The sequence below is a fragment of the Pseudomonas sp. PA-6-3C genome (assembly GCF_021605825.1).
Classification (GTDB): domain Bacteria; phylum Pseudomonadota; class Gammaproteobacteria; order Pseudomonadales; family Pseudomonadaceae; genus Aquipseudomonas; species Aquipseudomonas edaphica.
In genome coordinates this window covers 29,654-52,473 of sequence record NZ_WKDV01000019.1, presented here as the reverse complement: position 1 = coordinate 52,473, position 22,820 = coordinate 29,654, and the positions used below count along the sequence as shown (strand labels likewise).

Annotated in this window: 17 protein-coding genes; 4 read left to right on the top strand and 13 right to left on the bottom strand. The window is 60.5% G+C overall.

Translation table 11 applies throughout. The features are described from left to right. Window positions 1–42 precede the first annotated feature (42 nt). The 13 genes from GIW48_RS14770 to GIW48_RS14710 form a co-directional block, all read right to left on the bottom strand. A complete protein-coding gene (locus GIW48_RS14770; protein WP_186616927.1) occupies window positions 43–1,377 on the bottom strand; it encodes an MFS transporter in 1,335 nt (444 codons plus the stop codon). 54 nt (window positions 1,378–1,431) lie between these two features. Continuing rightward, entirely contained in the window at window positions 1,432–2,193 is a 762-nt protein-coding gene (locus GIW48_RS14765) for a 1,6-dihydroxycyclohexa-2,4-diene-1-carboxylate dehydrogenase (protein ID WP_099549812.1), read from the bottom strand. A gap of 10 nt (window positions 2,194–2,203) precedes the next feature. Beyond that, window positions 2,204–3,226, bottom strand: a complete 1,023-nt coding sequence (gene benC, locus GIW48_RS14760) for a benzoate 1,2-dioxygenase electron transfer component BenC (RefSeq protein WP_236460693.1) — start codon at window positions 3,224–3,226, stop codon at window positions 2,204–2,206. A 10-nt stretch (window positions 3,227–3,236) separates the two neighbouring features. Then, complete coding sequence (gene benB / locus GIW48_RS14755; protein ID WP_236460694.1) at window positions 3,237–3,725, bottom strand: benzoate 1,2-dioxygenase small subunit; 489 nt, start codon at window positions 3,723–3,725, stop codon at window positions 3,237–3,239. Then, entirely contained in the window at window positions 3,722–5,098 is a 1,377-nt protein-coding gene (locus GIW48_RS14750) for a Rieske 2Fe-2S domain-containing protein (RefSeq protein ID WP_236460695.1), read from the bottom strand. Before GIW48_RS14750 ends, benB begins: the two co-directional genes overlap by 4 nt. A gap of 107 nt (window positions 5,099–5,205) precedes the next feature. Next, window positions 5,206–6,153, bottom strand: a complete 948-nt coding sequence (locus tag GIW48_RS14745; RefSeq protein ID WP_170038301.1) for an AraC family transcriptional regulator — start codon at window positions 6,151–6,153, stop codon at window positions 5,206–5,208. A 216-nt stretch (window positions 6,154–6,369) separates the two neighbouring features. Continuing rightward, complete coding sequence (locus tag GIW48_RS14740) at window positions 6,370–8,178, bottom strand: ABC transporter ATP-binding protein (RefSeq protein ID WP_170038465.1); 1,809 nt, start codon at window positions 8,176–8,178, stop codon at window positions 6,370–6,372. A gap of 145 nt (window positions 8,179–8,323) precedes the next feature. Next, entirely contained in the window at window positions 8,324–8,782 is a 459-nt protein-coding gene (locus GIW48_RS14735) for an Hsp20 family protein (RefSeq protein ID WP_056859925.1), read from the bottom strand. 180 nt (window positions 8,783–8,962) lie between these two features. After that, complete coding sequence (locus tag GIW48_RS14730; RefSeq protein WP_065930162.1) at window positions 8,963–9,328, bottom strand: response regulator; 366 nt, start codon at window positions 9,326–9,328, stop codon at window positions 8,963–8,965. 23 nt (window positions 9,329–9,351) lie between these two features. Continuing rightward, on the bottom strand, window positions 9,352–10,791 hold the full coding sequence (locus tag GIW48_RS14725) for an ATPase domain-containing protein (RefSeq protein ID WP_170038303.1): 1,440 nt from the start codon (window positions 10,789–10,791) through the stop codon (window positions 9,352–9,354). A gap of 498 nt (window positions 10,792–11,289) precedes the next feature. After that, a complete protein-coding gene (locus GIW48_RS14720; protein ID WP_236460696.1) occupies window positions 11,290–12,132 on the bottom strand; it encodes a DUF1460 domain-containing protein in 843 nt (280 codons plus the stop codon). Window positions 12,133–12,182: 50 nt separating this feature from the next. Next, window positions 12,183–14,237: a prolyl oligopeptidase family serine peptidase gene (locus tag GIW48_RS14715; RefSeq protein ID WP_236460697.1), complete on the bottom strand. Its 2,055-nt coding sequence runs from the start codon at window positions 14,235–14,237 to the stop codon at window positions 12,183–12,185. A gap of 42 nt (window positions 14,238–14,279) precedes the next feature. Continuing rightward, the gene (locus GIW48_RS14710) at window positions 14,280–15,191 is read right to left on the bottom strand and encodes a LysR family transcriptional regulator (protein WP_186616941.1); all 912 of its coding nucleotides are present in this window, start codon (window positions 15,189–15,191) and stop codon (window positions 14,280–14,282) included. 114 nt (window positions 15,192–15,305) lie between these two features. Between GIW48_RS14710 and GIW48_RS14705 the strand changes: the two genes are divergently transcribed. From GIW48_RS14705 to GIW48_RS14690, 4 genes are all read left to right on the top strand, one after another. Beyond that, the gene (locus GIW48_RS14705) at window positions 15,306–16,511 is read left to right on the top strand and encodes an MFS transporter (RefSeq protein ID WP_186616942.1); all 1,206 of its coding nucleotides are present in this window, start codon (window positions 15,306–15,308) and stop codon (window positions 16,509–16,511) included. Between the two features lie 253 nt (window positions 16,512–16,764). Beyond that, window positions 16,765–18,006 (top strand): multidrug efflux RND transporter periplasmic adaptor subunit MexE, encoded by a 1,242-nt coding sequence (gene mexE / locus GIW48_RS14700; RefSeq protein WP_058419743.1) that lies wholly within the window; start codon window positions 16,765–16,767, stop codon window positions 18,004–18,006. Window positions 18,007–18,021: 15 nt separating this feature from the next. Beyond that, complete coding sequence (locus tag GIW48_RS14695; protein ID WP_017135542.1) at window positions 18,022–21,201, top strand: efflux RND transporter permease subunit; 3,180 nt, start codon at window positions 18,022–18,024, stop codon at window positions 21,199–21,201. Next, a complete protein-coding gene (locus tag GIW48_RS14690; RefSeq protein ID WP_099549834.1) occupies window positions 21,198–22,613 on the top strand; it encodes an efflux transporter outer membrane subunit in 1,416 nt (471 codons plus the stop codon). Before GIW48_RS14695 ends, GIW48_RS14690 begins: the two co-directional genes overlap by 4 nt. The last annotated feature ends 207 nt before the right edge of the window (window positions 22,614–22,820 follow it).

The window sequence follows — 22,820 nt, the reverse complement described above, 5'->3', positions numbered from 1 at the left end:
GGCTCGAATGCAACTGCCAGAGCAACGCCGACGGTTTGGCAGTCACAGCGCCGGGGCAACGGGCATGGCAATACGGGTGCGCCGCTCATTCAGGGCAAATACCGTCATCGCCAGCGCCGCAATCGCGCCGGGGATCGCAAAGACCATGAAATTCAGTTGCAGAGGCAGTTCGATCGCCATCAGCGCGCCGCCCAACAGCGGGCCGACAATCGCGCCATTGCGACCGATGCCGGACGCCCAGCCCAGGCCCGTGGCGCGAATCGACAAGCCGTAAAGCTGCGCAGCCCCCGCGTACAGCAGGATCTGCGTACCAATGGTGGTGGCGCCCGCGACGAAGATCAGCAGGTACAGAACCGGCATCGGGCTGTTGATGCCCAGCAGGCTGATCGAGACCATGGCCGCGGCGAAGAAGCAGATCACGACTTTCACCAGATTCAGGCGGTCGCCCAAACGGCCGCCGAGCAGCGCCCCGGCCATGCCGCCCAGGTTCAGCGCGATCAGGAACGACAGGCTCGACCCCAGGCTGTAACCGGCGCCGGCCATCAGCTTGGGCAGCCATGAACTCAATGCGTAGACCATCAGCAGGCAGCAGAAAAACGCGACCCAGATCATCGCCGTACGTACCGCCAGGCCATGGCGGAACAGCTCTACCACCGAGGCGCCTTTACCGTTGCTGTCGACGATCACCAGTGCATCGTCGACCTCGATCCTGGTGCCTGGCGACAACCGATTAAGCAGCGCGCGAGCCTTGTCTTGTTGGCCCTGGCGGATCAGGAAGCCGATGGATTCTGGCAGCCAGTACACAATCAGTGGCAACAGCAGCAGCGGAATCACCGCCACAAAAAACATCGACTGCCAACCGTAGGCCGGCAGCATGAAAATCCCCACGCTGGCGGCGAGCATGCCGCCCAGGGAATAGCCGCTGAACATGAAGGCCATCAAGGTACTGCGCAATTTCTTCGGCGCGTATTCGTTGATCAGCGCCGCCGCGTTGGGCATCAACCCGCCGCAGCCGAGCCCGGCGATAAAACGGCAGATACCGAACTCGGTTGGGCTGCTGGCAAAGCCATTGATCACGGTGGCCAGACTGAACAGGGTGAAACAGAACACGATGCCTTTCTTGCGCCCGAAACGGTCCGCCAGGGTGCCGAAAATCAACGCGCCGAACATCATGCCGAACAGCGCATAGCTGCCCAGGGCGCCAGCCTGCAACGGCGTCAGCCCCCACTCGCGCATGATTGACGGCAGGACCACGCCGTAGATAAACAAGTCATAGCCGTCAAAGATCAACAGCAAGGCACACAGGCTCACGATCAACCAGTGGAAGCGGTTGAACGGGGCATTATCGATAATCGAATGGACATCATGGCTACGCATGGCAGTGCTCTCTTTATTGTTGTTGTGAGTCAGTGTCATCTGATGGAAAAAGCCTTAGCCGAGGTCGCCGCCGCCCACCGGCAAGGTCACGCCGGTGATGTAGGAGGCCTCGTCGCAGGCCAGGAACAGAATCGCGCCAGCTTGTTCGTCGATGCTGCCGTAGCGTTTCATCGGGCTGCTGTCGAGGGTCTGGTCGACGATCTGCTGGTACCACACACGCTCTTGCTCGCTCTGCGGCTGGCTGTTGCGCGGGATCCGCCGTGGCGGTGCCTCGGTGCCGCCGGGCGCGGTGGCGTTGACCCGGATCCCGCTGCCGGCAGTCTCCAGGGCCAGGCAGGCCGTCAAGGCATTCACGCCGCCCTTGGCCGCGCCATACGGCACGCGATTGACCCCACGCGTCGCCACGGAAGACACGTTGACGATGGCGCCCGCGCCCTGCTCCAGCATGTAGGGCAGCACGCAATGGCAGCACCACAACGTAGGGAACAGCGAGCGGCGCACTTCGGCCTCGATTTCAGCCTCGGCGTAATGCTCGAAGGGCTTGGCCCAAATGGTCCCGCCGACGTTGTTGACCAGCACGTCGATGCGCCCGAAACGCGCCGTGGCGGCGGCCATCACCCGCGCGCACTCGCTGTAGTGTTCCAGGTCGGCGGTCAGCAGCAGCGCTCGCTCATGCTGCAATTCATGCACCAGCTCGGAGCGATCCACCGCGACCAGCCAGGCGCCCTCCTCCAGCAAGCGCTCGGCGACACGCCGGCCGATCCCTTGGGCAGCGCCGGTGACCAGCGCGACCTTGTTGTTAAACCGTTGAGTCATGCGGCAGTCCTCAGGCGGCATCGCACGTGGCGACGGCGTTAGCGGTGAATTTCTCGTAATGGAAGCTGGCCGGGGTCACGCCCTGCTGCTTGAAGTGCTCGCGCACCGCATCGACCATCGGCGGCGGACCGCACAGGTACACGTCGACATCGCCGCCATTGAGGGCTTCGTCGGCCATGTGCTGGGTCACATAGCCCTGGCGCGGGTGAGTGGTGTGCGGATCAGCCACGCAGGTCACCAGGTTGAAGTCGGGCAAACGCGCGGAAAAAGCCTGCAACGCCTCGACCATCACCAGGTCCTGATCGCGCGTTACGCCGTAGATCAACCGGATTGGGCGGGTTTCCTGGCGCTGCGCGAGCACTTCAAGCATCGACAGGAACGGCGCCAGGCCGGTACCACCGGCCAGTAACAGCAGCGGCCGCGCCACCTCACGCAGGTAGAAACTCCCCAGCGGGCCGGTAATCGCCACGCGGTCGCCGGGCTGGGCGTGCTCCAGCCAGCTGCTCATCAACCCGCCGGGCACGTGCTTGATCAGGAAGCTGGCGTGCGTGTCGCCCGGGCGACTGCTGAAGGAGTAAGCGCGTGTCTGCCCACTGTCGGGCACGCTGATATTCACGTACTGGCCGGGCAGGAATACTGGCGCCTGGTCCAGCTCGAAACTCACCTGCAGCGCGGCATCGGCATGTCGGGTGATGCCGGCCAGCGTCGCGGCAAACTGCGTGGTGCCGGTCTTGCAGGCGCTGGACGGCACCGGCACGGCGATCACGCAGTCGGACTGCGGCACCATCTGGCAGGTCAGTACCTGGCGCGCCTGCGCTTCGTCGGCGCTCAGCGCGTCGTCGATATAGTCGTCGCCCAAGTCGTAGGCGCCGGTTTCACAGCGGCATTTGCAGGTGCCGCACACACCGTCCGAGCAGTCCATGGGCAGGTTGATGCGTTGGCGGAAGGCGGCATCGAGCACCTTTTCCCCCACCTTGCAGTCGATGAAGCGGGTCACCCCATCTTCGAAGTTCAGAGCAATGGCATACGTCATGGCGGTGTCCTCAGATATGGTAGATGTCGATGACCTGGTGGATGTAGTCGTTTTTCAGCACCACCTTCTTGCACGTGATCAGCGGCTGCTCGGCACGGATGTCGAGGCGATAGAAGGAGGTACCGAAATAACTGTCGGTGGTTTTGTAGCGGTGGCTGAGGGTGTGCCAGTTGAAACGCAGGTCCACCTGCGAGCCATCGTCGGCCAGCACTTCGAGGTTGCACAGCATGTGCACGGTGCGTGGCTCGGGCGTGCTGGCGCTGGAGCGCTCGGTCTTGATGCGGAAGATGCGGTCTTCCAGGCCGTCACGGCTGGGGTAGTAGATCAGCGAGATTTCGCGCTGCGGGTCTTCGGTGAGGGTGTCGTGATCGTCCCAGGCGGGCATCCAGAACTCGGCCTTGGGCGAATAGCAGGCCAGCCAGTCATCCCATTGGCGGTCGTCGAGCAGGCGCGCTTCACGGTAGAGAAAGTCCAGCAGGTGCTCACGGGCAAGGCTCATGGCTGCACCTCGCGGTCGCTGGCAATCAGCCCTTGCTGTTCGCGCTCGATCGCACGCTGCAGGCTTTGGGCCCAGTGCGCATGCTGGCGCACAAACAAGCCCTCGTCCTCGGTCTTGACCCCGCTGAGCTGCGGTTGCATACCCATGGCCAAGGCATTCTCATCAGCCCCTTCCACCCACTGTTTGGCGCCACGGCTGAGGTCATTCCACAGGGTGCTCGCGCCCTGGTAACCGGTCTGGCAGGCGCGGAACTCCTCGAGGTCATCCGGGGTGCCCATGCCGCTGACGTTGAAGAAGTCTTCGTACTGGCGAATCCGCGTGGCGCGCTCCTGGGCGCTTTCGCCGATGGGCGCCATGCAATAGATGGTCACTTCGGTTTTATCCACGGCGAGGGGGCGCACCACGCGGATCTGGGTCGAGAACTGGTCCATCAGGTACACATTGGGGTAGAGGCAGAGGTTGCGGGTCTGGTCGACGATAAAGTCGGCGCGCGCCTGGCCCAGGCGTTCGGCCAAGGCCTCGCGGTGAGCGTGCACCGGACGCACTTCGGGGTTGAGCAGGCGCGTCCACAGCAGGATATGCCCGTGGTCGAAGGCGTAGACGCCGCCCAGGCTTTTCGACCAGCCATTGGCGTCGACGGTGCGCGTGCCTTCGGCCTCGTAGTTGCGCCGGCCCATGGTCGCCGAGTAGTTCCAGTGCACCGAGCTGACGTGGTAACCGTCGGCGCCGTTTTCGATTTGCAGCTTCCAGTTGCCGTCATAGACATAGGATGAGCTGCCGCGCAGCACCTCCAGGCCCAAAGGCGCCTGGTCGACCATCTGGTCGATGATCACGCGGGTTTCGCCCAGGTAATCGCGCAGTTCCGGCACCGCATCGCTGAGGCTGCCGAACAGGAAACCGCGGTAGTTTTCAAAGCGCGCCAGGCGCTTTAGGTCATGGGAGCCGTCGCAGTCGAAGCTGTCCGGGTAGGCGCCGGTCTTGGCGTCCTTGACCTTGAGCAGCTTGCCGGCGTTGCTGAACGTCCAGCCATGGAAGGGGCAAGTGAATGAGCCCTTGTTGCCTTGTTTGCGCCGGCACAGCATGGCGCCGCGATGCGCGCAGGCGTTGACCAGGCCATGCAGCGCGGCGTGTTTGTCACGGGTGATGACCACCGGCTGGCGGCCGATCCAGGTGGTGAAGTAATCGTTGATCTCGGGCACCTGGCTTTCATGGGCCAGGTAGATCCAGCCGCCTTCGAAGATGTGTTTCATCTCCAGGGCAAACAGGTCGGGGTCGGTAAAGATGTCGCGGCGGCAGCGGAACACTCCGGTGGCGGGGTCTTCCTGTACGGACTCGCGCAATTGGCCGGCGAGTCGGTCGAGTGTACTGATCATGGGGCGGGCCCTCCGTTGTTCTTGTATCAGGCGCCCTCACCGTACGTGTTCGCCCTGCGCGTCAATATCCGCTGCCTGCACATCGTTATCCGCCCGGCGCACGTCGCTTAACGATGGCGTTTGAAGGTCTGCGACGGCAGTTCGCCGAAGCATTTGCGATAGGCCTCGGCAAACCGCCCCAGGTGCATGAAGCCATGGTCCAAAGCCACCTCGGTCACGCTGCGCGTGCTGCGCAGTTGCAAGTGTGCGTGTACCCGTTCGAGCTTGCAGCGGCGTACATAGTCGCGCGGCGACAGCCCCACCTGGCGCGCAAACAGGCTGTACAGCGAACGTTCGCTGACGTTGGCCACCGCCATCAACTGCTCGACGCTGATGTCATCGCCCAGGTGCTGCTGGATAAATTCGCGCACCGCTTCAAACCCACCGCCGTGGGCCGCCTGGGGGATCACCCGCAACACATTGCTGCCCAGCAATGCCAGCAGCTTGTTGGCCACGATGCGTTCATACAGACCCTGCGTGTGGGGCTCGGCAGCGTTTTCCGCCTCATGGCAGATCAGCCCGAGCAACGGCAGGAAGCCGCCCATTTCACTGAGCGCGTGGCGGGCCGTCGCGAAGCGGATACCCACCTGCGGCAGGCTCCAGTGCTGCTCCAGGCAGGCGTTTTCCAGCAGGCGCACCGGCAGTTTGATGATGAATTTCTCGCAGTCGGCGGAATAGGTCAGGTCTACCGGGTCGTCCGGGTTGATCAGCAGGATTTCCCCCGGCCCGAACACGTCATCCTCACCACGGGAGCTGGAGCGGCAATGCCCGCTCAACAGGATCTGCAGGTGATAGATGGTCTCCAGCGCCACCGATGTGACCCGTACCGGTGCGCCGTAGCTGATGCGGCACAGGTCCAGGCTGGCGAAGGTGCGATGGCTGATACTCGCCCGGGGCCGGCCCTTGGGAGGCAGGCGAATGCAGTGGCTGCCCACGTGCTGGTTGACGTAGTCCGACACCGCGTAGGCATCGGCGCCCCGAAAAATCTGGCTGCGCTCACTCAATAGCACGGTCATGGTTGCGCCTCTTTTATAGTTATTGGGCTCAGGCTGACGCGTGGGTACGGGGGCGTCCAATATGGATAAAGTCTGAAGGGATACCCTGGAGGTATTGTCGGGCGTTCTGCGCCAGGGTTTCAGCGGTGCGCCGGGGCGCGCAGGGCTTGCGGTGAGCATGGCGTGCTAAAACTTTGAAACAATACGCTTGGCCGGATTGGACGGCCGCTCGGGTACCTAGCGATACCCCCGCGCCTGAACATCGAACAACTCGGCATAGCGCCCACCCGCCGCCATCAATTGGTGATGGCTGCCCTCCTCCAGGATTCGCCCGCCGTCCAGCACGATGATGTGGTCGGCATTGCGCACGCTGGAGAATCGATGGGAAATCAACAACGTCATGCGGCCCTTGGCGTGTTCGCGAAAATGCTCGAACACCGCCGCCTCGGCGCCGGCGTCCAGCGCAGCCGTCGGCTCGTCAAGAATCAGCAGGTCCGCCTCCTGGCGCATATACGCGCGTGACAAGGCGACTTTCTGCCATTGCCCACCCGACAACTCCTGGCCGCCAAGCCAGCGCCCTAACTGTGTGCCGTAGGTTCTGCTCAGGCGCTCGATGAATTCGGCGGCCACCCCCTGGGTAGCGGCAGTGCGCCAGCGCGCCTCGTCGTTCAGCGCATCGACGTCACCCACGCCAAGGTTCTCGCCGACGGTCATCTGGTAGCGGATGTAATCCTGAAAAATCACCCCGATGCGCTGGCGCAGTGTCTGTTCATCCCAGTCTTGCAAGTCGCTGCCATCCAGCAGAATGCGCCCCGCGTGCGGTGTATACAGGCGCGTGAGCAGTTTGATCAGGCTGGTTTTGCCCGAGCCATTCTCGCCCACCAGGGCCAGGCTTTGCCCCGGCGCCAAGTGCAGGTTGATGTCAGTCAATGCCGGCCGCTCAGCGCCGGGGTAACTGAAGCCCACGTGCTCGCAGCGCAGACCGTCGCCGGGACGCGCGCCCTGGGTAAGCCGGCCACGCGGCACGACCACGGGGGTTAGCAGGTACTCATAAAGGTCCGACAGAAACAGACTGTCGTCATACAGGCCGGCAATCGCGCTGAGGCTGGCGGTGATCGCACTTTGCCCCTGCTTGAACAGCACGATGTACATGGTCATCTGGCCCAGGCTGGTCTGGCCGCGCACGGTGTCCAGCACCACCCAGGCGTAAGCCACATAAAACGCCGCGGTGCCCAGCAGGCCCAGGGCAAAGCCCCAGGCATCCCGGCGCACCGTCAACTGGCGGTCTTCGGTGTACAAGCGCCGGGCGTTGTCGCGGTAGCGCTTGAGGAACAGCGGCGCCAGGCCGAACAGTTTGACCTCTTTGGCGTGGGTTTCGTGGGACAGCAGCGATTCCAGGTAATTCTGCTGACGGGTCTCGGGCGCGCGCCGGTGGAACAGGCGAAACGCATTGCCCGAGAAATGCGTCTCGGCGAAGAACACCGGTAACGCGCCGACCACCAGAATCACCAGCGCCCACGGCGAAAAGTGCACCAACAGCACGGCAAAGCTGATCAGCGAGATCAGGTTCTGCACCAGCCCCAGGCCCTTGGTGACCAGGCTCAGCGGCCGTGTCGACGCGCCCTGGCGCACGCGCACCAGCTTGTCGTGGAACTCGGCGTCTTCAAATTGCAGGAGTGAGAGGGTCTGGGCTTTCTCCAGAATCATCAGGTTGACCTTCACCCCCAACTGCACCCGCAGCAACGATTGCTGCATGGACAACGCACGCTGGGCGGCGGCCAGCAGCGCCAACACGCCCGCCTCGGCCAGCACGTACTGCATCACCGGCCACACGGGCGCCTGGCTGCCGGCGGCATGAATCTGCATCGCGTGCACCACGCCATCGACAATGCGCTGGCCGATCCAGGCAGCCAGCGCAGGCAACAGACCGGCAATGATGGTGGCCAACAGCAGGCCTATGAATAAGGGCCGCGACGTGCCCCACACCAGCTTCAGTGCCCGGCGCGCCTGGATGGAAAACGCGCTCAATCGATTCAACAGCACCATGAATGGCATGGACTCCGTGTGGGGGGCTGGGGTGAGACGGGTGGATTATGGCAGGCGATGGCGTTGCGCACATCCAACGACGAGGCAACGGGAGATTAATTAAAACAGAAGAAAAAAGGCGCTCCGCAGAGCGCCATAAACACACTTATTGCAGGCTTACTTGACGCTGGTCTGGCTTGCCGGCAGTACCGATCTCAATACGTTTTGGCTTGGCTTCTTCGGGTATAACCCGAAGCAGCTCGATGGCTAACAGGCCGTGGGTGAGCGCTGCACCTTGCACTTCGATATGGTCAGCCAGCCGGAAGGACAAGCGGAAGGCGCGTTGCGCTATCCCTTGGTGCAGGTAAGTCACCTTCTCGTCGTTTTCACGTTTTCCACCAGAAACGCTCAATACGCCATTTTCAACCTGAATGTCTATGTCCTCCTCAGTAAGCCCTGCCACTGCAATCACAATGCGGTATTGATCCTCACCATGCTTCTCCACGTTATGCGGTGGATAGGTATTACCAGCCTCACTACGAAGCGCTGATTCAAACAGGTCGTTGAAGCGATCAAAACCCACAGACTGACGAAACAGAGGGGCCAAAGAAAGAGTAGTAGCCATAGTAAATCTCCTGAGTGTTCTCCAAGTGATTTAAGACGCGACCCGTTTGCGGCATCGCGTAGAACCGAAAATAGGTGCTACCAAAACGTTTTCAAGAGCCCCTCGAAAAATTTTTTCAACTCGATTGTTTAGGCAGGCGGAGCCCGATCCTGCGTGGCTCCGGGTAGGTAGATGCAGTACTCACTGATCAGAGGCGAGCAGCTTTTTAACTTCGGCAATGATCAAGTCGATGTTGAATGGTTTCGACACTACCGCATCAAACAGATCCGATCTCTGCATACCGATGTGTGCCTGAGCACCGCTCATCAAGATGATCGGCAATTGATTAGCGCACGGGAGGGCTCGAACGGCTGTGGCAAATTCCAGGCCGTCCATAACAGGCATCATAAAGTCGGTGATGATCAAGGCAGGCCTTTCTCTATCCAGCACTTCCAGTCCTTTTCGACCATTGCTGGCAGTCACCACCATGAACCCCTCATCCTCCAGCGCGAAGCTGAGAATGTCAGCGATCAAATACTCGTCATCGACGACCAGGATGGTGGTCATGTTAATTCAACCCACTCAAAAGCTTAAGAAAGTGAACCGGGCGATGTCTCAGTGGGGGCTGAAGGTTCATGTCTCGAAGCCTTTTTCAGGAAAACATCGCGATCTTGGATGACAACCTCAAATCTGGAGGGGTCATAAGAGCTATCTCGTACCTTAAGAATGGAAAGCGTCCTGCTTAGTTCAGAGTGATTCTCAGAGAAACGCATCAGCATCAAGTTATCGACGATGCTGGACAGGTCAGAGTTTGGCGCGCTGACCTCGGAGCCAAATAGATCACGCATTTCCCAGGACGCGAATACGGTTACGCCCCTGGATCGCAGTTCATTCATCAGCGCACTGAAGAAGTCAGTAGTTCGCGCCGGGTTTGTAGAGACTCGGGTCATACCGCTGAGGCTATCGATGAACAGGCGCTTGATGCCCTTTTCTTCTACAAGACTCAACAGGCGAGCGCCCAACCCATCCAGTAACCCCTCAGTCGTCGGCTGCCAGGCAATGCTCAGGGCGCCGCTGTTCTCCATGCCTTGGATATCGATACCCAATGATTGGCCTTTGAGTCGCAACCGTTGCGGGCTTTCATAAAAGCCAAAATGCAGTCCCGGAGCCTCCACCGTCGACTCGGCCAGAAATTTCAGGCCCAGCGTCGTTTTACCAATGCCGGAGGGGCCCATGACCAGAGACACGCTGGAACTGTAAAGGCCGCCACCCAATATGCCGTCCAGCGAACCAATGCCACTGGCGATACGCGTCATGTCGGCGCTGTCGGGGGCGGATGGGTGGCTATAAAGGCTTTCGAGACGAGGGTAAACCACCAAGCCATTGTCGGTAATCTCACACTCATGAAGGCCTGTCAGTGCTCCACTGCCGCGAGTTTTACGCAGTTGAATACGACGTACCGAGCGAGTGCCAAATAGCTCTTCGCCCATTTCAATGACGCCATCAACCATGGTGTGTTCAGGGCTGCCGTCGTCGAGACGGGAGCTGGTCAGAAACAGCACCGTGCAACCCGCGAAAGCAGCGTGCCCTTGCAACTCGGAAATGAATTTCTTGGTGTCGATGTGCGAGTCGGCTTTTGAGCGAGCATTAAGCAAGCCGTCTACCACCATCACTGTAGCTTTTTGTCGACTTATCTCGCGCCGAAGCAGTTTTACCACCTCGTCCAGCCCTTCGTTTTCCAACGTATCAAACGCGCTGACAAACTGAATGTCGGCGCCCACTTTGGACGCGTCGAAAAAGCTCAGAGTAGAAAGAAACTGAAAAAGACGGTCGTGTGACTCGGCCAGCAGTGTGGCGACCAGAACCCGGCCTCCATTGTTCGCATGATGGAACCCAAGTTGGTTGGCCAGGATCGTTTTGCCAGACCCTGGTCGCCCCTGGATTATGTAGGAGGCGCCCGCGACAAGCCCTCCCTTGAGCAGAGCGTCGAGCCCTTCAATTCCACTTTGGAGGCGTTTTAGCTTTTCCACAATGCGACCCTGATCTGAAAAACAGGCTGTTTAAGCCGAGTGGTGGGAATGCTAACGCCATTTACGCTTTAGAGCCATTCAGACCTGAAGCATGGTGGGCGAATCAGCGGGGATGGAGTTCCAGATCGTGTCTCCCCATGCACCCATTCGCAGGTAGCGGCGGTAAAGACCTCACCTTGACCTTGTGGAAGTGCACCACCATGCCGACCCCGCACCTATGCAAATCGACACGAGTGTGACTAAGGTCGGGCGCCAGTCGGATGGCGGGCGGCAACTTCAGAAGCACGCAAGGTCGCACTGGGCGGCAGATATCTCATAGGGGCGGTATCCAGCGAGTCATCGGAAAGGCGCGTACATGAACGTTAACTCATGCAGCAGCCAAACTTACTGTAAACGTCGCCTCCCTGACGGGACAGTGGCTCAATTGACACTGAATGCTCAATGATGGGGAGGCTTTTCGGTGTACTGGATCCGGAAGGCCAACAGGGCGATGAGCCTTTACTCCTTGGCCCTCAGCACAACAATCCCCGGCGTGTTAGCCACATACGTAAGAAACGGCGAATCCACCACCTTCTGGCTGCCTGAATGCGAGGACGCATTGCGCAGTACGGGGCCTTTGTCCGTCATGATAAAGAACCCCACATGGGTCACATCCAGCCCGGCCAAGGGCGTATAGATGCCAATAAAATCGCCCTCGTGCAGGCGATTGATGACCTTCTTATCGATAAAACCGGCGGGAATGTAGGTGACCGTACGCTGGACCACCGGCAGGCCAGGCAAGTAGGTACTGCCGTCGGCTTTTTGGTTGAGGCGTTTTTCGCGGCGAACGGCATGGGCACTTATCTGCGCGGTGATGTCTTGCGCCGGTTTATACGTGCCGCTGTAGGCCCAATCCGTGTAGAAGTGCTTACGGCTCAGAAAGTCGAGATCGCCATCAACATAACGCGTGCGCAACAGGTTTTTCATAAAGTCGGGTTGTGCTGCTGATCGTCGCAGGGCCTCGACGTAATCCAGGTAGGTAAAGCAATCCAGGCCTCGAAAATCGACCACCAACTGTTCGGGCGTGCTCAGTGAGCCCTGTAACTTGTTGGCAACATAGGGCGTGCCTAAAAAGGCCTCCGAGATCAGGCCGATCTGTTGGCCCGCGGGAAGCAACCGGTAGTTTGGACGCTCATGGAGAATCGCATTGAGCTTCTCAACGGTGTAAGGATCCAGCGGTGCATCGAGCGTCAGCGGCGCGTTTGGCTGACGTTCGAACGCATGGCTTCCAGTGGTTGCGCCCGACGAGCCGCAACCCGCCAACAGCATCGACATCAAGATAAAAACATAGGGTGTGCGCATCTGACTCTTCACTTATCCAAGGGGCATCCGATCATACCTGCCAGCGCAAGTCAGCCGTGGCCGGCGCTCAAGCGCTCCCACAAAAAGCCGTAGACCAGCGCTTTCATGTACGCACTCTGGGCATTATCCGCTGCGCCGCCGTGGCCGCCTTCGATGTTTTCGTAGTACGTCACGTCCTGGCCGGCATCGATCATTTTGGCCGCAAGTTTACGGGCATGGGCCGGGTGTACGCGGTCATCGCGGGTCGAGGTGGTGAACAGCACCGGCGGATAGGTCTTGGCCGGGTCGAACAGGTGGTAGGGTGAAAACGTCTGGATGTAGGCCCATTCTTCAGGCACGTCCGGGTTGCCGTACTCTTCCATCCACGAGGCGCCTGCCAGCAAATGGTGATAGCGCTGCATGTCGAGCAACGGCACCTGGATGACGACGGCTGCGAACAGCTCGGGGTATTGGGTGAGCATGTTGCCGGTCAACAGGCCGCCATTGCTGCCACCTTGCACGGCCAGGTGTCGGGGCGAGGTGATCTTGCGGTTGATCAGGTCTTGCGCCACTGCGGCAAAATCCTCATAGGCGCGCGCACGCTTGTGCTTGAGCGCCGCCTGATGCCAACGCGGGCCGTATTCGCCGCCGCCGCGAATATTCGCGACGGCATACACACCGCCTTTGGACAGCCAGGCGCGGCCCAGCCCGCCGGAATACTCCGGGCACAGCGACACTTCAAAACCGCCATAACCGTAGAGCAAGGTCGGCGCGTTGGCGTTGTACTGCAAGCCCTGTTCGTGCACCAGGAAATACGGCACGCGGGTGCCATCTTTGGACACGGCAAAATGCTGAGCAACCACATGCCGGCTCGCCTCGAAGAACGCCGGCATGGCTTTGAGCACTTCGGGTTGCGCCCCAAGCTCGACCAGTGACAGCGTGACCGGCGTGAGAAAACCTCGGGTGACCATCCACACGGCGTCGCTGTCATCGCTGTCGACGGCGCTCACATCCACGGTCGCCATCGCCGGCGCGCCGATAAATGCGCTGCGTGCCCAGCCTTGTGGGCCTGGCGTCAGCACGCTGAGGCGGTTTCTGACGTCCTCCAGCACGTTGAGTACCAAGTGGTTGCGGGTCCAGTCCATGCCGGCCAGTGAGGAGCTGTCCGATGGCACGAACAACAGGTCGAAATCCCGCGCGCCGGCCATGAAGCGTGCAAAGTTGATCGCCAGCAACGAGCCGGCCACGTAGCCATCACCCACCGTCCAATCATCACGCAATTGCAGGAGCAACCAGTCTTTGTGCACCGACTTGTCGGCCGAGTTCGGCGCGTCGATTTTGCTCAGCGTGCCATCCGGGGCGCGCAGGTACAGCTCGTTGTTGTAGAACGCCAGGGTGCGGCTGACGAAATCACGCTCGTAGCCCGGTGTGCTGTCGTGCATCGCCGCGATATACATATCGTCGTGCCGGCCTTCGTAGACGATCGTCGCGGCACTCAGGGGCGTACCGCGCTGCCATTGCTTGACGATGCGCGGGTAACCCGAGCGGGTCATGCTGTCTGCACCGAAGTCGGTAAACACATACACGTTGTCGTGGTCGATCCAGCCCAGCCCACCCTTGGATTCGGGCAACTCGAAGCCGTCTTTGACCCAGGCTTTTTCGACCAGGTCGAATTCGCGCGTGACACTCGCGTCCGCGCCGCCCCGGGACAGTGCAACCAAGGCGCGTTGATAGCCAGGGTGCAGGCAGTCGGCGCCGTGCCATACCCAATTCTCACCTTCCAGGGCATTCAACGCGTCGATATCCAGCACGGTTTCCCAGGCCGGTTGCGCCTTGCGATATTGCGCAAGCGTGGTACGCCGCCACAGGCCGCGAGGGTGGGCGGCGTCGACCCAGAAGTTGTAATAGTGGGCGCCGATTTTTTCCACGTAGGGGATGTTGCTGTCCGAGTCGAGCACCGCCAGCAGGTCGGCCTGCATCGCCTTGAAAGGCGCGGATTCGGCGAGTCGGGCGTGGGCCTTGAGGTTTTGTGCGCGCACCCAATCCAGCGCCTGCGTGCTGTCGACGTCTTCCAGCCAAAGGTAAGGATCGTCGCCCGTGGAAGGCGGTGTCGGGAGGTTTGGCATCTGCGCATCCTGTGGAAAATTTGTTCGGAAAATCAAGGAGTGTCACTCAACCGCGCCCAACCCTGCAACCAGCACCTCCACCACCGCACGCACCTTGGGCAGCGCATAGCGGTTTTTGACCCAGGCCACACTGATGCCCATGCCGACACTGGCCAACTGCGGCAAGACTTGCACCAGCGAGCCGTCCTGCAAGTGTTGCTCAACCAGCCACGACGGCAGTTGCGCGATACCGCAGCCGGCCAGCGCAGCCAACTTCAGCCCGGCGCCATGGCCGATCACCAGTTGCGGCTGCACGTGGCTGTGCAGTGTCGCGCCATGTTCGCCGGCGTGCTGCCAGTGGCTGACGCGACCATCGACCCAGCCGTAGGCAATGCACTGATGCTGTTCAAGGTCACGCTCGGACTGTGGCGTGCCGTGGCGAGTGAGATACGCAGGGGACGCACATAAAACATGCCACTCTCGGGTAAGTAACTGGTGCCCTACCGTCTCCGGCCAGGCCGGGTCGTCGCCGATGTGCACGACGATATCCACGCCTTCCTTGAACGGATCGACAAAGCCATCAGAGAAGGAGATGTGCGGGGTCAGCAATGGATGAGTGTTCAGCCACGGCAGCAGGATCGGCAGCACCTGCGCCTGGCCAAAGGCGCCGGGCAGGTCAATGCGCACACGCCCGCGCAGTTCGGTGTTTTCAGCCTGCAATGCCCATTCGGCTTCTTCCAGGTCGGTTAATACGCCGGTGCAGGTGCGCAGGTAGGCAACGCCGGCATCGGTCAGCGACAACCTGCGCGTGGTGCGGTGGAACAGTCGGGCACCCAGACGGGCTTCCAGGCGCGCAATGCTTTTACTCACGGCCGAGGCGGTCAGGTTCATTTTCTCGGCGGTCGCGGTAAAGCTGCCGTGCTGCGCGACACAGACAAATACATCGATGCCCTTCAGGCGCTCTGAAGAAAACATGCACAGCCCTTATTCATGAATTGAGTTCCTGTGTCTGGATAAAAACCATCCTAAATCAGAACTCGGTTCAAAGGTAAGCTGCTTGTACTCTGATAAATGGACTCTGAGGCTCGAATGCTGGCCACGCTGAAAAACTACCCCGCCACCCTCAACCTGCTATTGAGCGCCTCGCTGATACTGACGCTCGCCCGCGCAATCACCCTGCCCTACCTGGTCATCTATTTGTCGAGCCACTTTGGCTTGAGCATCGCCGATATCGGCTTGGTGATCGGCAGCACACTGATCATCGGCTCGCTGCTGAGCCTGTATGGCGGCTTTCTGGTGGATCGGATGAGCAGTTACCGGCTTATCCTGCTCTTCTGCGGTGTGTTCACGCTGGGCTTTCTCGGCGCCCCTATCGCGCCTGCGCTCTGGCTGTTTTACCTGTGCCTGGTGTTGGTGAACCTGGCGTATGCGGTGATTGATATCGCGGTAAAAGCCGGGTTTGGCAGCCTGCTCCCCGTTGATCAGCGCAGTGAAGCGTTTTCGATCAAATACACGCTGACCAATATCGGTTATGCCGTCGGGCCGTTCCTGGGCGCGGGGTTGGCCGCCGTGGATGCCAGCCTGCCGTTTCTGATGTCAGCCGGGCTGGGTGCCGGGTTCTTGTTTATTTACTTCGTGTGGGGCGACAGGCGTTTGGAGACGGCCCAAGCAAACCAGCCACCCGTAGCGTTCCTGGCGGTCGCCACACTGCTGCTGCGCGATTACCGCCTGGTGTGCTTTACCCTCGGCGGACTTCTCAGTGCCGTGGTATTCGGCCAGTTCACGGCCTACCTCTCGCAGTACCTGATCGTCACCACTACACCTCAGGAGACCTACCGGATCATCAGCACGATCGTGGCCACCAATGCCCTGACAGTTATCAGCTTGCAATACAGCCTCGGCAAGCGGATTTCCCCGCGCGACCTGAATCGGTGGCTTGCCGCTGGCCTGAGCCTGTTTATTGTCGGGCTGGGCGGGTTTGCGCTGTCGACCACGCTGCTGATGTGGGTGCTGTCGATGGCGATTTTCACCCTTGGCGAAATTATCGTGTTCCCGGCCGAATACATGTTCATCGATAACATCGCGCCCAATCACCTGCGCGGCATGTACTACGCCGCGCAGAACCTGGGCAATGTCGGCGCGGCGTTGGGGCCGGTGTTGTGTGGGTGGGTGTTGGCTACGCAGCCGGCGTACAGCATGTTTTATATGTTGGTGGTTTTTGTTGTGGCGGGCGGGTTGATGTACTTTTTGGGAGGGCTGACTGCTAGTAAGCGTGGCAGCCTGACGCCACCGTAAGACGTTTGAAGGAGTGGATTCATCTTGTTGCGAGGCAACGACAGCGGGTTGTGAGCCTCGTTCCTTGCACGCTACGCAATACACCTTTGTCATCACGCCTATTGATAGCTCCCTAACGAAAACGCCATTCTAGAGGGCTCGCCTCTCGCTTATATCATTCCGAATGATAGTTACCTTTGTTTCATTCGATTCGTGACATAGCACCTCGCCGCGCATGATCCGCCCATCTCAAATACATTGGCGGATGCACCTCATGGAACAGTCACTCAAACACTTGCGCTTCCCCTTGGCGATTTTGGCCGTTGTGGTGATGAGCGCCTGCGGTAAGACCCCGGATCAAGCGGCCGCCATGCCCCCCGCGAAAATCAGTGTGGCCAAGGTGCTGGAACAGCCGGTCAACGAGTGGGATGAATTCACCGGTCGCCTGGAAGCCCCGGAAACCGTGCAAATTCGTCCGCGCGTATCCGGCCAGATCGACCAGGTGGCCTTCACCGAAGGCGCTCTGGTGAAGAAAGGCGACCTGCTGTTCCAGATCGACCCGCGCCCGTTCCAGGCTGAGGTGCGCCGCCTCGAAGCCCAGCTCGCACAAACCAAAGCCGCCGCCAGCCGTAGCGATAACGAAGCGCAACGTGGCGAGCGTCTGCGCCAGAGCAATGCGATCTCCGCTGAACTGGCTGACTCGCGCACCACCGCCGCCCAGGAAGCCCGCGCCGCTGTCGCCGGGATCCAGGCGCAGTTGGACCTGGCCAAGTTGAACCTGAGTTTTACCCGCGTGACCTCGCCGATCAGTGGCCGCGTCAGCCGTGCGGAAATCACCGCCGGCAACCTGGTGACCGCCGACACCACGCCGCTGACCAGCGTGGTCTCTACCGACAAGGTTTACGCCTACTTCGACGCCGACGAGCGCGTGTACCTCAAGTACACCGAGCTGGCTCGCGAAGGCCGCCGTGGCGCGACCACTCCTGTGTACCTGGGCCTGTCCAACGAAACCGGCAACCCGCACCTGGGCCAGATGAACTTCGTCGACAACCAGGTCAACCCGGCCACTGGCACCATCCGTGGTCGCGCCGTGTTCGATAACAGCAAGGGCGAATACACCCCGGGCCTGTATGCCCGCTTGAAGTTGGTCGGCAGCGGCACCTACTCCGCCGTGCTGATCAACGACGAAGCGGTGGGCACCGACCTTGGCAAGAAGTTCGTGCTGGTGATGGACGGTGACAAGCCGGCTTATCGCTCGGTGGAACTGGGGCCGAAGATCGAAGGCCTGCGCATCGTGCGCAGCGGTTTGACCAAGGACGACACCATCGTCGTGAAGGGCTTGCAGCGCATTCGTCCGGGTTCGCCGGTTGCGCCGGAAACGATCCCGATGGCCAGCAAGGAAACCCTCGCCGCCTTGGCACAACAACGACAAGCGCTTGAAGCCAGCAACCTGGAACAAGTGGCGCCGGATAAAGCCGCGCCCAAGCTCGCAGCCGTCGCGACTCCACGCGGTTAAGGGATACAACTCAAGATGAATTTTTCCAAGTTCTTCATTTCGCGGCCGATCTTCGCAGCGGTGCTGTCGCTGTTGATTTTGATCGCCGGTGCGATCTCGCTGTTCCAACTGCCGATCAGCGAATACCCGGAAGTGGTGCCGCCCACCGTGGTGGTACGTGCCAACTTCCCGGGCGCCAACCCCAAAGTCATCGGTGAAACCGTGGCCGCTCCGTTGGAGCAAGCCATTACCGGCGTCGAGAACATGCTGTACATGTCCTCGCAGTCGACTGCCGATGGCAAGCTGACCCTGACCATCACCTTCGCCCTGGGCACCGACCTGGATAACGCGCAGGTGCAGGTGCAGAACCGTGTGACCCGCACGCAGCCCAAGCTGCCTGAGGAAGTGACGCGCATCGGTATTACCGTCGACAAGGCTTCCCCTGACCTGACCATGGTTGTGCACTTGACCTCACCGGACAAGCGTTACGACATGCTCTACCTGTCCAACTATGCCTTACTCAACGTAAAGGATGAGTTGGCGCGTCTGGGCGGTGTGGGTGACGTGCAGTTGTTCGGCATGGGCGACTACTCCCTGCGTGTTTGGCTGGACCCGAACAAAACCGCTTCGCGCAACCTGACCGCCACCGATGTGGTCAACGCGATTCGTGAGCAGAACCGTCAAGTGGCCGCCGGTGCCCTGGGTGCGCAACCTGCACCGAATGCCACTAGCTTCCAGTTGTCGGTGAACACTCAGGGCCGCCTGGTGACGGAGGAGGAGTTCGAGAACATCATTATCCGCTCCGGCGCCAACGGTGAAATCACCCGCCTTAAAGACATTGCACGGGTAGAGCTGGGTTCCAGCCAGTATGCGCTGCGCTCGTTGCTCAACAACCAGCCGGCGGTGGCGATCCCGATCTTCCAGCGCCCAGGTTCCAACGCCATCGAGATCTCCAACGAAGTACGCGCCAAGATGGCGGAGCTGAAAAAGAGCTTCCCGGAAGGCATGGATTTCAGCATCGTCTATGACCCTACCATCTTCGTGCGTGGCTCTATTGAGGCGGTGGTTCACACCCTGTTCGAAGCACTGATTCTGGTGGTGCTGGTGGTGATCCTGTTCCTGCAAACCTGGCGCGCCTCGATTATTCCATTGGTGGCGGTGCCGGTATCGTTGATCGGTACCTTTGCGGTGATGCACTTGTTTGGCTTCTCGCTCAACGCACTGTCGCTATTCGGCCTGGTACTGGCCATCGGTATCGTGGTGGACGACGCCATCGTGGTGGTGGAGAACGTCGAGCGAAATATCGAGTTGGGACTCGAACCGTTCCCGGCCACCGAAAAGGCCATGAGCGAAGTAACCGGCCCGATCATCGCGACCGCGTTGGTGCTGTGTGCGGTGTTCATTCCAGCGGCCTTTATCAGCGGCTTGACCGGTCAGTTCTATAAGCAGTTCGCGTTGACCATTGCCATTTCCACGGTGATCTCGGCATTCAACTCGCTGACCTTGTCCCCTGCCCTGGCCGCCGTGTTGCTGCGCAGCCATGACGCGCCGAAGGATCGCTTCTCCAAGGTGCTCGACAAGCTGTTGGGTGGCTGGTTGTTCCGCCCATTCAACCGCTTCTTCGAGAAAGCCAGCCATGGGTATGTGGGCACCGTACGCCGGGTGATTCGCGGCAGTGGTATCGCGCTGTTCCTGTACGCCGGCCTGATGGTCCTGACCTGGCTGGGCTTTGCCCACACGCCAACCGGTTTCGTACCGGCCCAGGACAAGCAGTACCTGGTGGCTTTTGCGCAATTGCCGGACGCCGCGAGCCTGGACCGTACCGAAGACGTGATCAAGCGCATGTCTGACATCGCGCTGAAACAACCCGGCGTGGAAGCCGCCGTCGCCTTCCCGGGCCTGTCGATCAACGGCTTCACCAACAGTCCGAACAGCGGCATCGTGTTCGTGACCTTGAAGCCCTTCGATGAGCGTAAAGACCCGAGCATGTCTGCTGGCGCAATTGCCGGTGCATTGAACGGCAAATACAGCAGCATCGAGGAAGCCTACATGGCGATCTTCCCACCGCCGCCGGTACAGGGCCTGGGTACGATCGGCGGGTTCCGCCTGCAAATCGAAGACCGTGGCAACCTGGGTTACGACGAGCTGTACAAGGAAGTGCAGAACATCATCACCAAGAGCCGCACCACGCCTGAATTGTTCGGCCTGTTCACCAGCTACACGGTCAACGTACCGCAGGTCGATGCTGCCATCGACCGCGAAAAAGCCAAGACCCATGGCGTGGCGATCAGCGACATCTTCGACACCCTGCAGATCTACCTGGGTTCGTTGTATGCCAACGACTTCAACCGCTTTGGCCGTACTTACCAGGTCAACGTGCAGGCAGACCAGCAGTTCCGCCTGGATGAAGACCAGATCGGCCAGCTGAAAGTGCGTAACAACAAGGGCGAGATGATCCCTCTGGCGACCTTTATCAAGGTCAGCGACACCTCGGGGCCGGACCGCGTGATGCACTACAACGGCTTTATCACCGCCGAAATCAACGGCAACGCCGCACCGGGCTACAGCTCCGGCCAGGCTCAGGCGGCGATTGAGAAACTGCTCAAAGATGAATTGCCCAACGGCATGACCTACGAGTGGACCGACCTGACCTATCAGCAAATCCTCTCGGGCAATACCGCGCTGTTCGTGTTCCCGCTCTGCGTACTGCTGGCGTTCCTGGTGCTCGCCGCCCAATACGAAAGCTGGAGCCTGCCACTGGCGGTGATCCTGATCGTACCGATGACCCTGCTGTCGGCCATCACCGGGGTGATTATCTCCGGTGGCGACAACAACATCTTCACCCAGATCGGCCTGATCGTATTGGTGGGCCTGGCGTGTAAGAACGCGATTCTGATCGTCGAGTTTGCCAAGGATAAACAGCAGGAAGGTCTCGATCCGCTGGCCGCGGTACTGGAAGCTTGCCGCTTGCGTCTGCGGCCGATCCTGATGACCTCGTTCGCCTTCATCATGGGTGTGGTGCCTCTGGTGTTGTCCAGCGGTGCCGGTGCCGAGATGCGTCATGCCATGGGTGTGGCGGTGTTCTCCGGGATGATCGGGGTGACCTTCTTCGGTCTGTTGCTGACCCCAGTGTTCTACGTACTGATCCGTCGTTATGTGGAGCGCGGCGAAGCACGCAAAGCGGCCAAGGCCTTGAAGCTGGAGACACAGCAATGAGCGTGAAAGTATTTTTGCCGAGCTTGCTGGTACTGGCGCTGAGCGCCTGTGCCGTAGGCCCGGACTACAAAACCGAAAAATTGGAGGCGGCCAATATCACGGCCGCCGCCGACACCAAAAGCTATGACCACGCCAAGTACGAAGGCATCTGGTGGCAGCAGTTCGAGGACCCGACCCTCAACCAACTGGTCACCCAGTCGTTGAGCGGTAACCGCGACCTGCGTGTGGCGTTCGCCCGTCTTCGGGCGGCACGCGCCATCCGTGATGACGTGGCCACCGACATCATGCCGGTCGTCACCTCTCGCGCCAGCAGCGACGTGGGCAAAGGCCAGATCCCGGGCCAGACCACCAAACGCGTCAACAGCGAGCGCTACGACCTGGGCCTGGACATGGCCTGGGAAGTCGACTTGTTCGGCCGCATCCGTCGCAACCTGGAAGCCAGCGATGCGGACCAACAGGTCGCCGAAGCCGACCTGTACCAACTGCAAGTCACCATGATTGCCGAACTGGTAGACGCCTACGGCCAACTGCGCGGCGCTCAATTGCGTGAACGCATTGCTCTGGACAACCTGAAGAACCAGCAGGAATCGCGCACCATTACCGTGAGCCTGCGTGATGCCGGTGTGGGCGATCAGCTCGATGTAGAACGCGCCGACGCACGCCTGGCCGCCGTTGAAGCCAGCGTGCCGCAACTGCAAGCCGAGCAAGTGCGCGAGCGTAACCGCATCGCCACCCTCCTCGGCCAGCGCCCCGACAAGCTGAGCGTGGACCTGAGCCCCAAAGACCTGCCGGCGATTGCCAAGGCCTTGCCGATCGGCGACCCCGGCCAGTTGCTGCAACGTCGCCCGGACATTCTCAGCGCCGAACGCAAACTGGCCGCCGCCACCGCGCGTATCGGCGTGGCCAAGGCCGACCTGTTCCCACGGGTCAGCCTCAGCGGCTTCCTCGGCTTTACCGCCGGGCGTGGTTCGCAGATCGGTTCGGCTGCCGCCAATGCCTGGTCCCTTGGCCCTAGCATCACCTGGGCCGCCTTTGACCTGGGCAGCGTGCGTGCACGGTTGCGCGGTGCGAATGCCGAAGCCGATGGCGCCCTGGCGACCTACGAGCAGCAAGTGTTGCTGGCGTTGGAAGAATCGGAGAATGCCTTCAGTGATTACGGCAAACGCCAGCAGCGCCTGGTCTCGCTGATTCGTCAAAGTGAATCCAGCCGCGCTGCCGCAGACCTCGCCGCGATTCGTTATCGCGAAGGCACCGTGGACTTCCTGGTGCTGCTCGATGCGCAGCGTGAGCGCTTGGCGGCTGAAGACTCCCAGGCCCAGGCCGAAGTGGACTTGTATCGCGGCATCGTCGCGATCTACAAGGCCCTGGGCGGTGGCTGGCAGCCGGACACGGTCGTCGCCAGCAGCAAGTGATGTAACGAGCTCCTTTGGTTGGTCGCATCCAGCCAATTTTTAGCCCTGCGGCTCATTCGGTCGCGGGGCTTTTTTTTGCTGATGATTTGAGGTGAGGCTTTCAGCTCGGTCGTGCAGGAGGGCGACAGTTGTCGGGGCGCGCGCAGAGTCGGGGTCAAACCAGCGAGAGATGAGCATCCCTGCTCGAAACAACAGTGGTTACGTTTT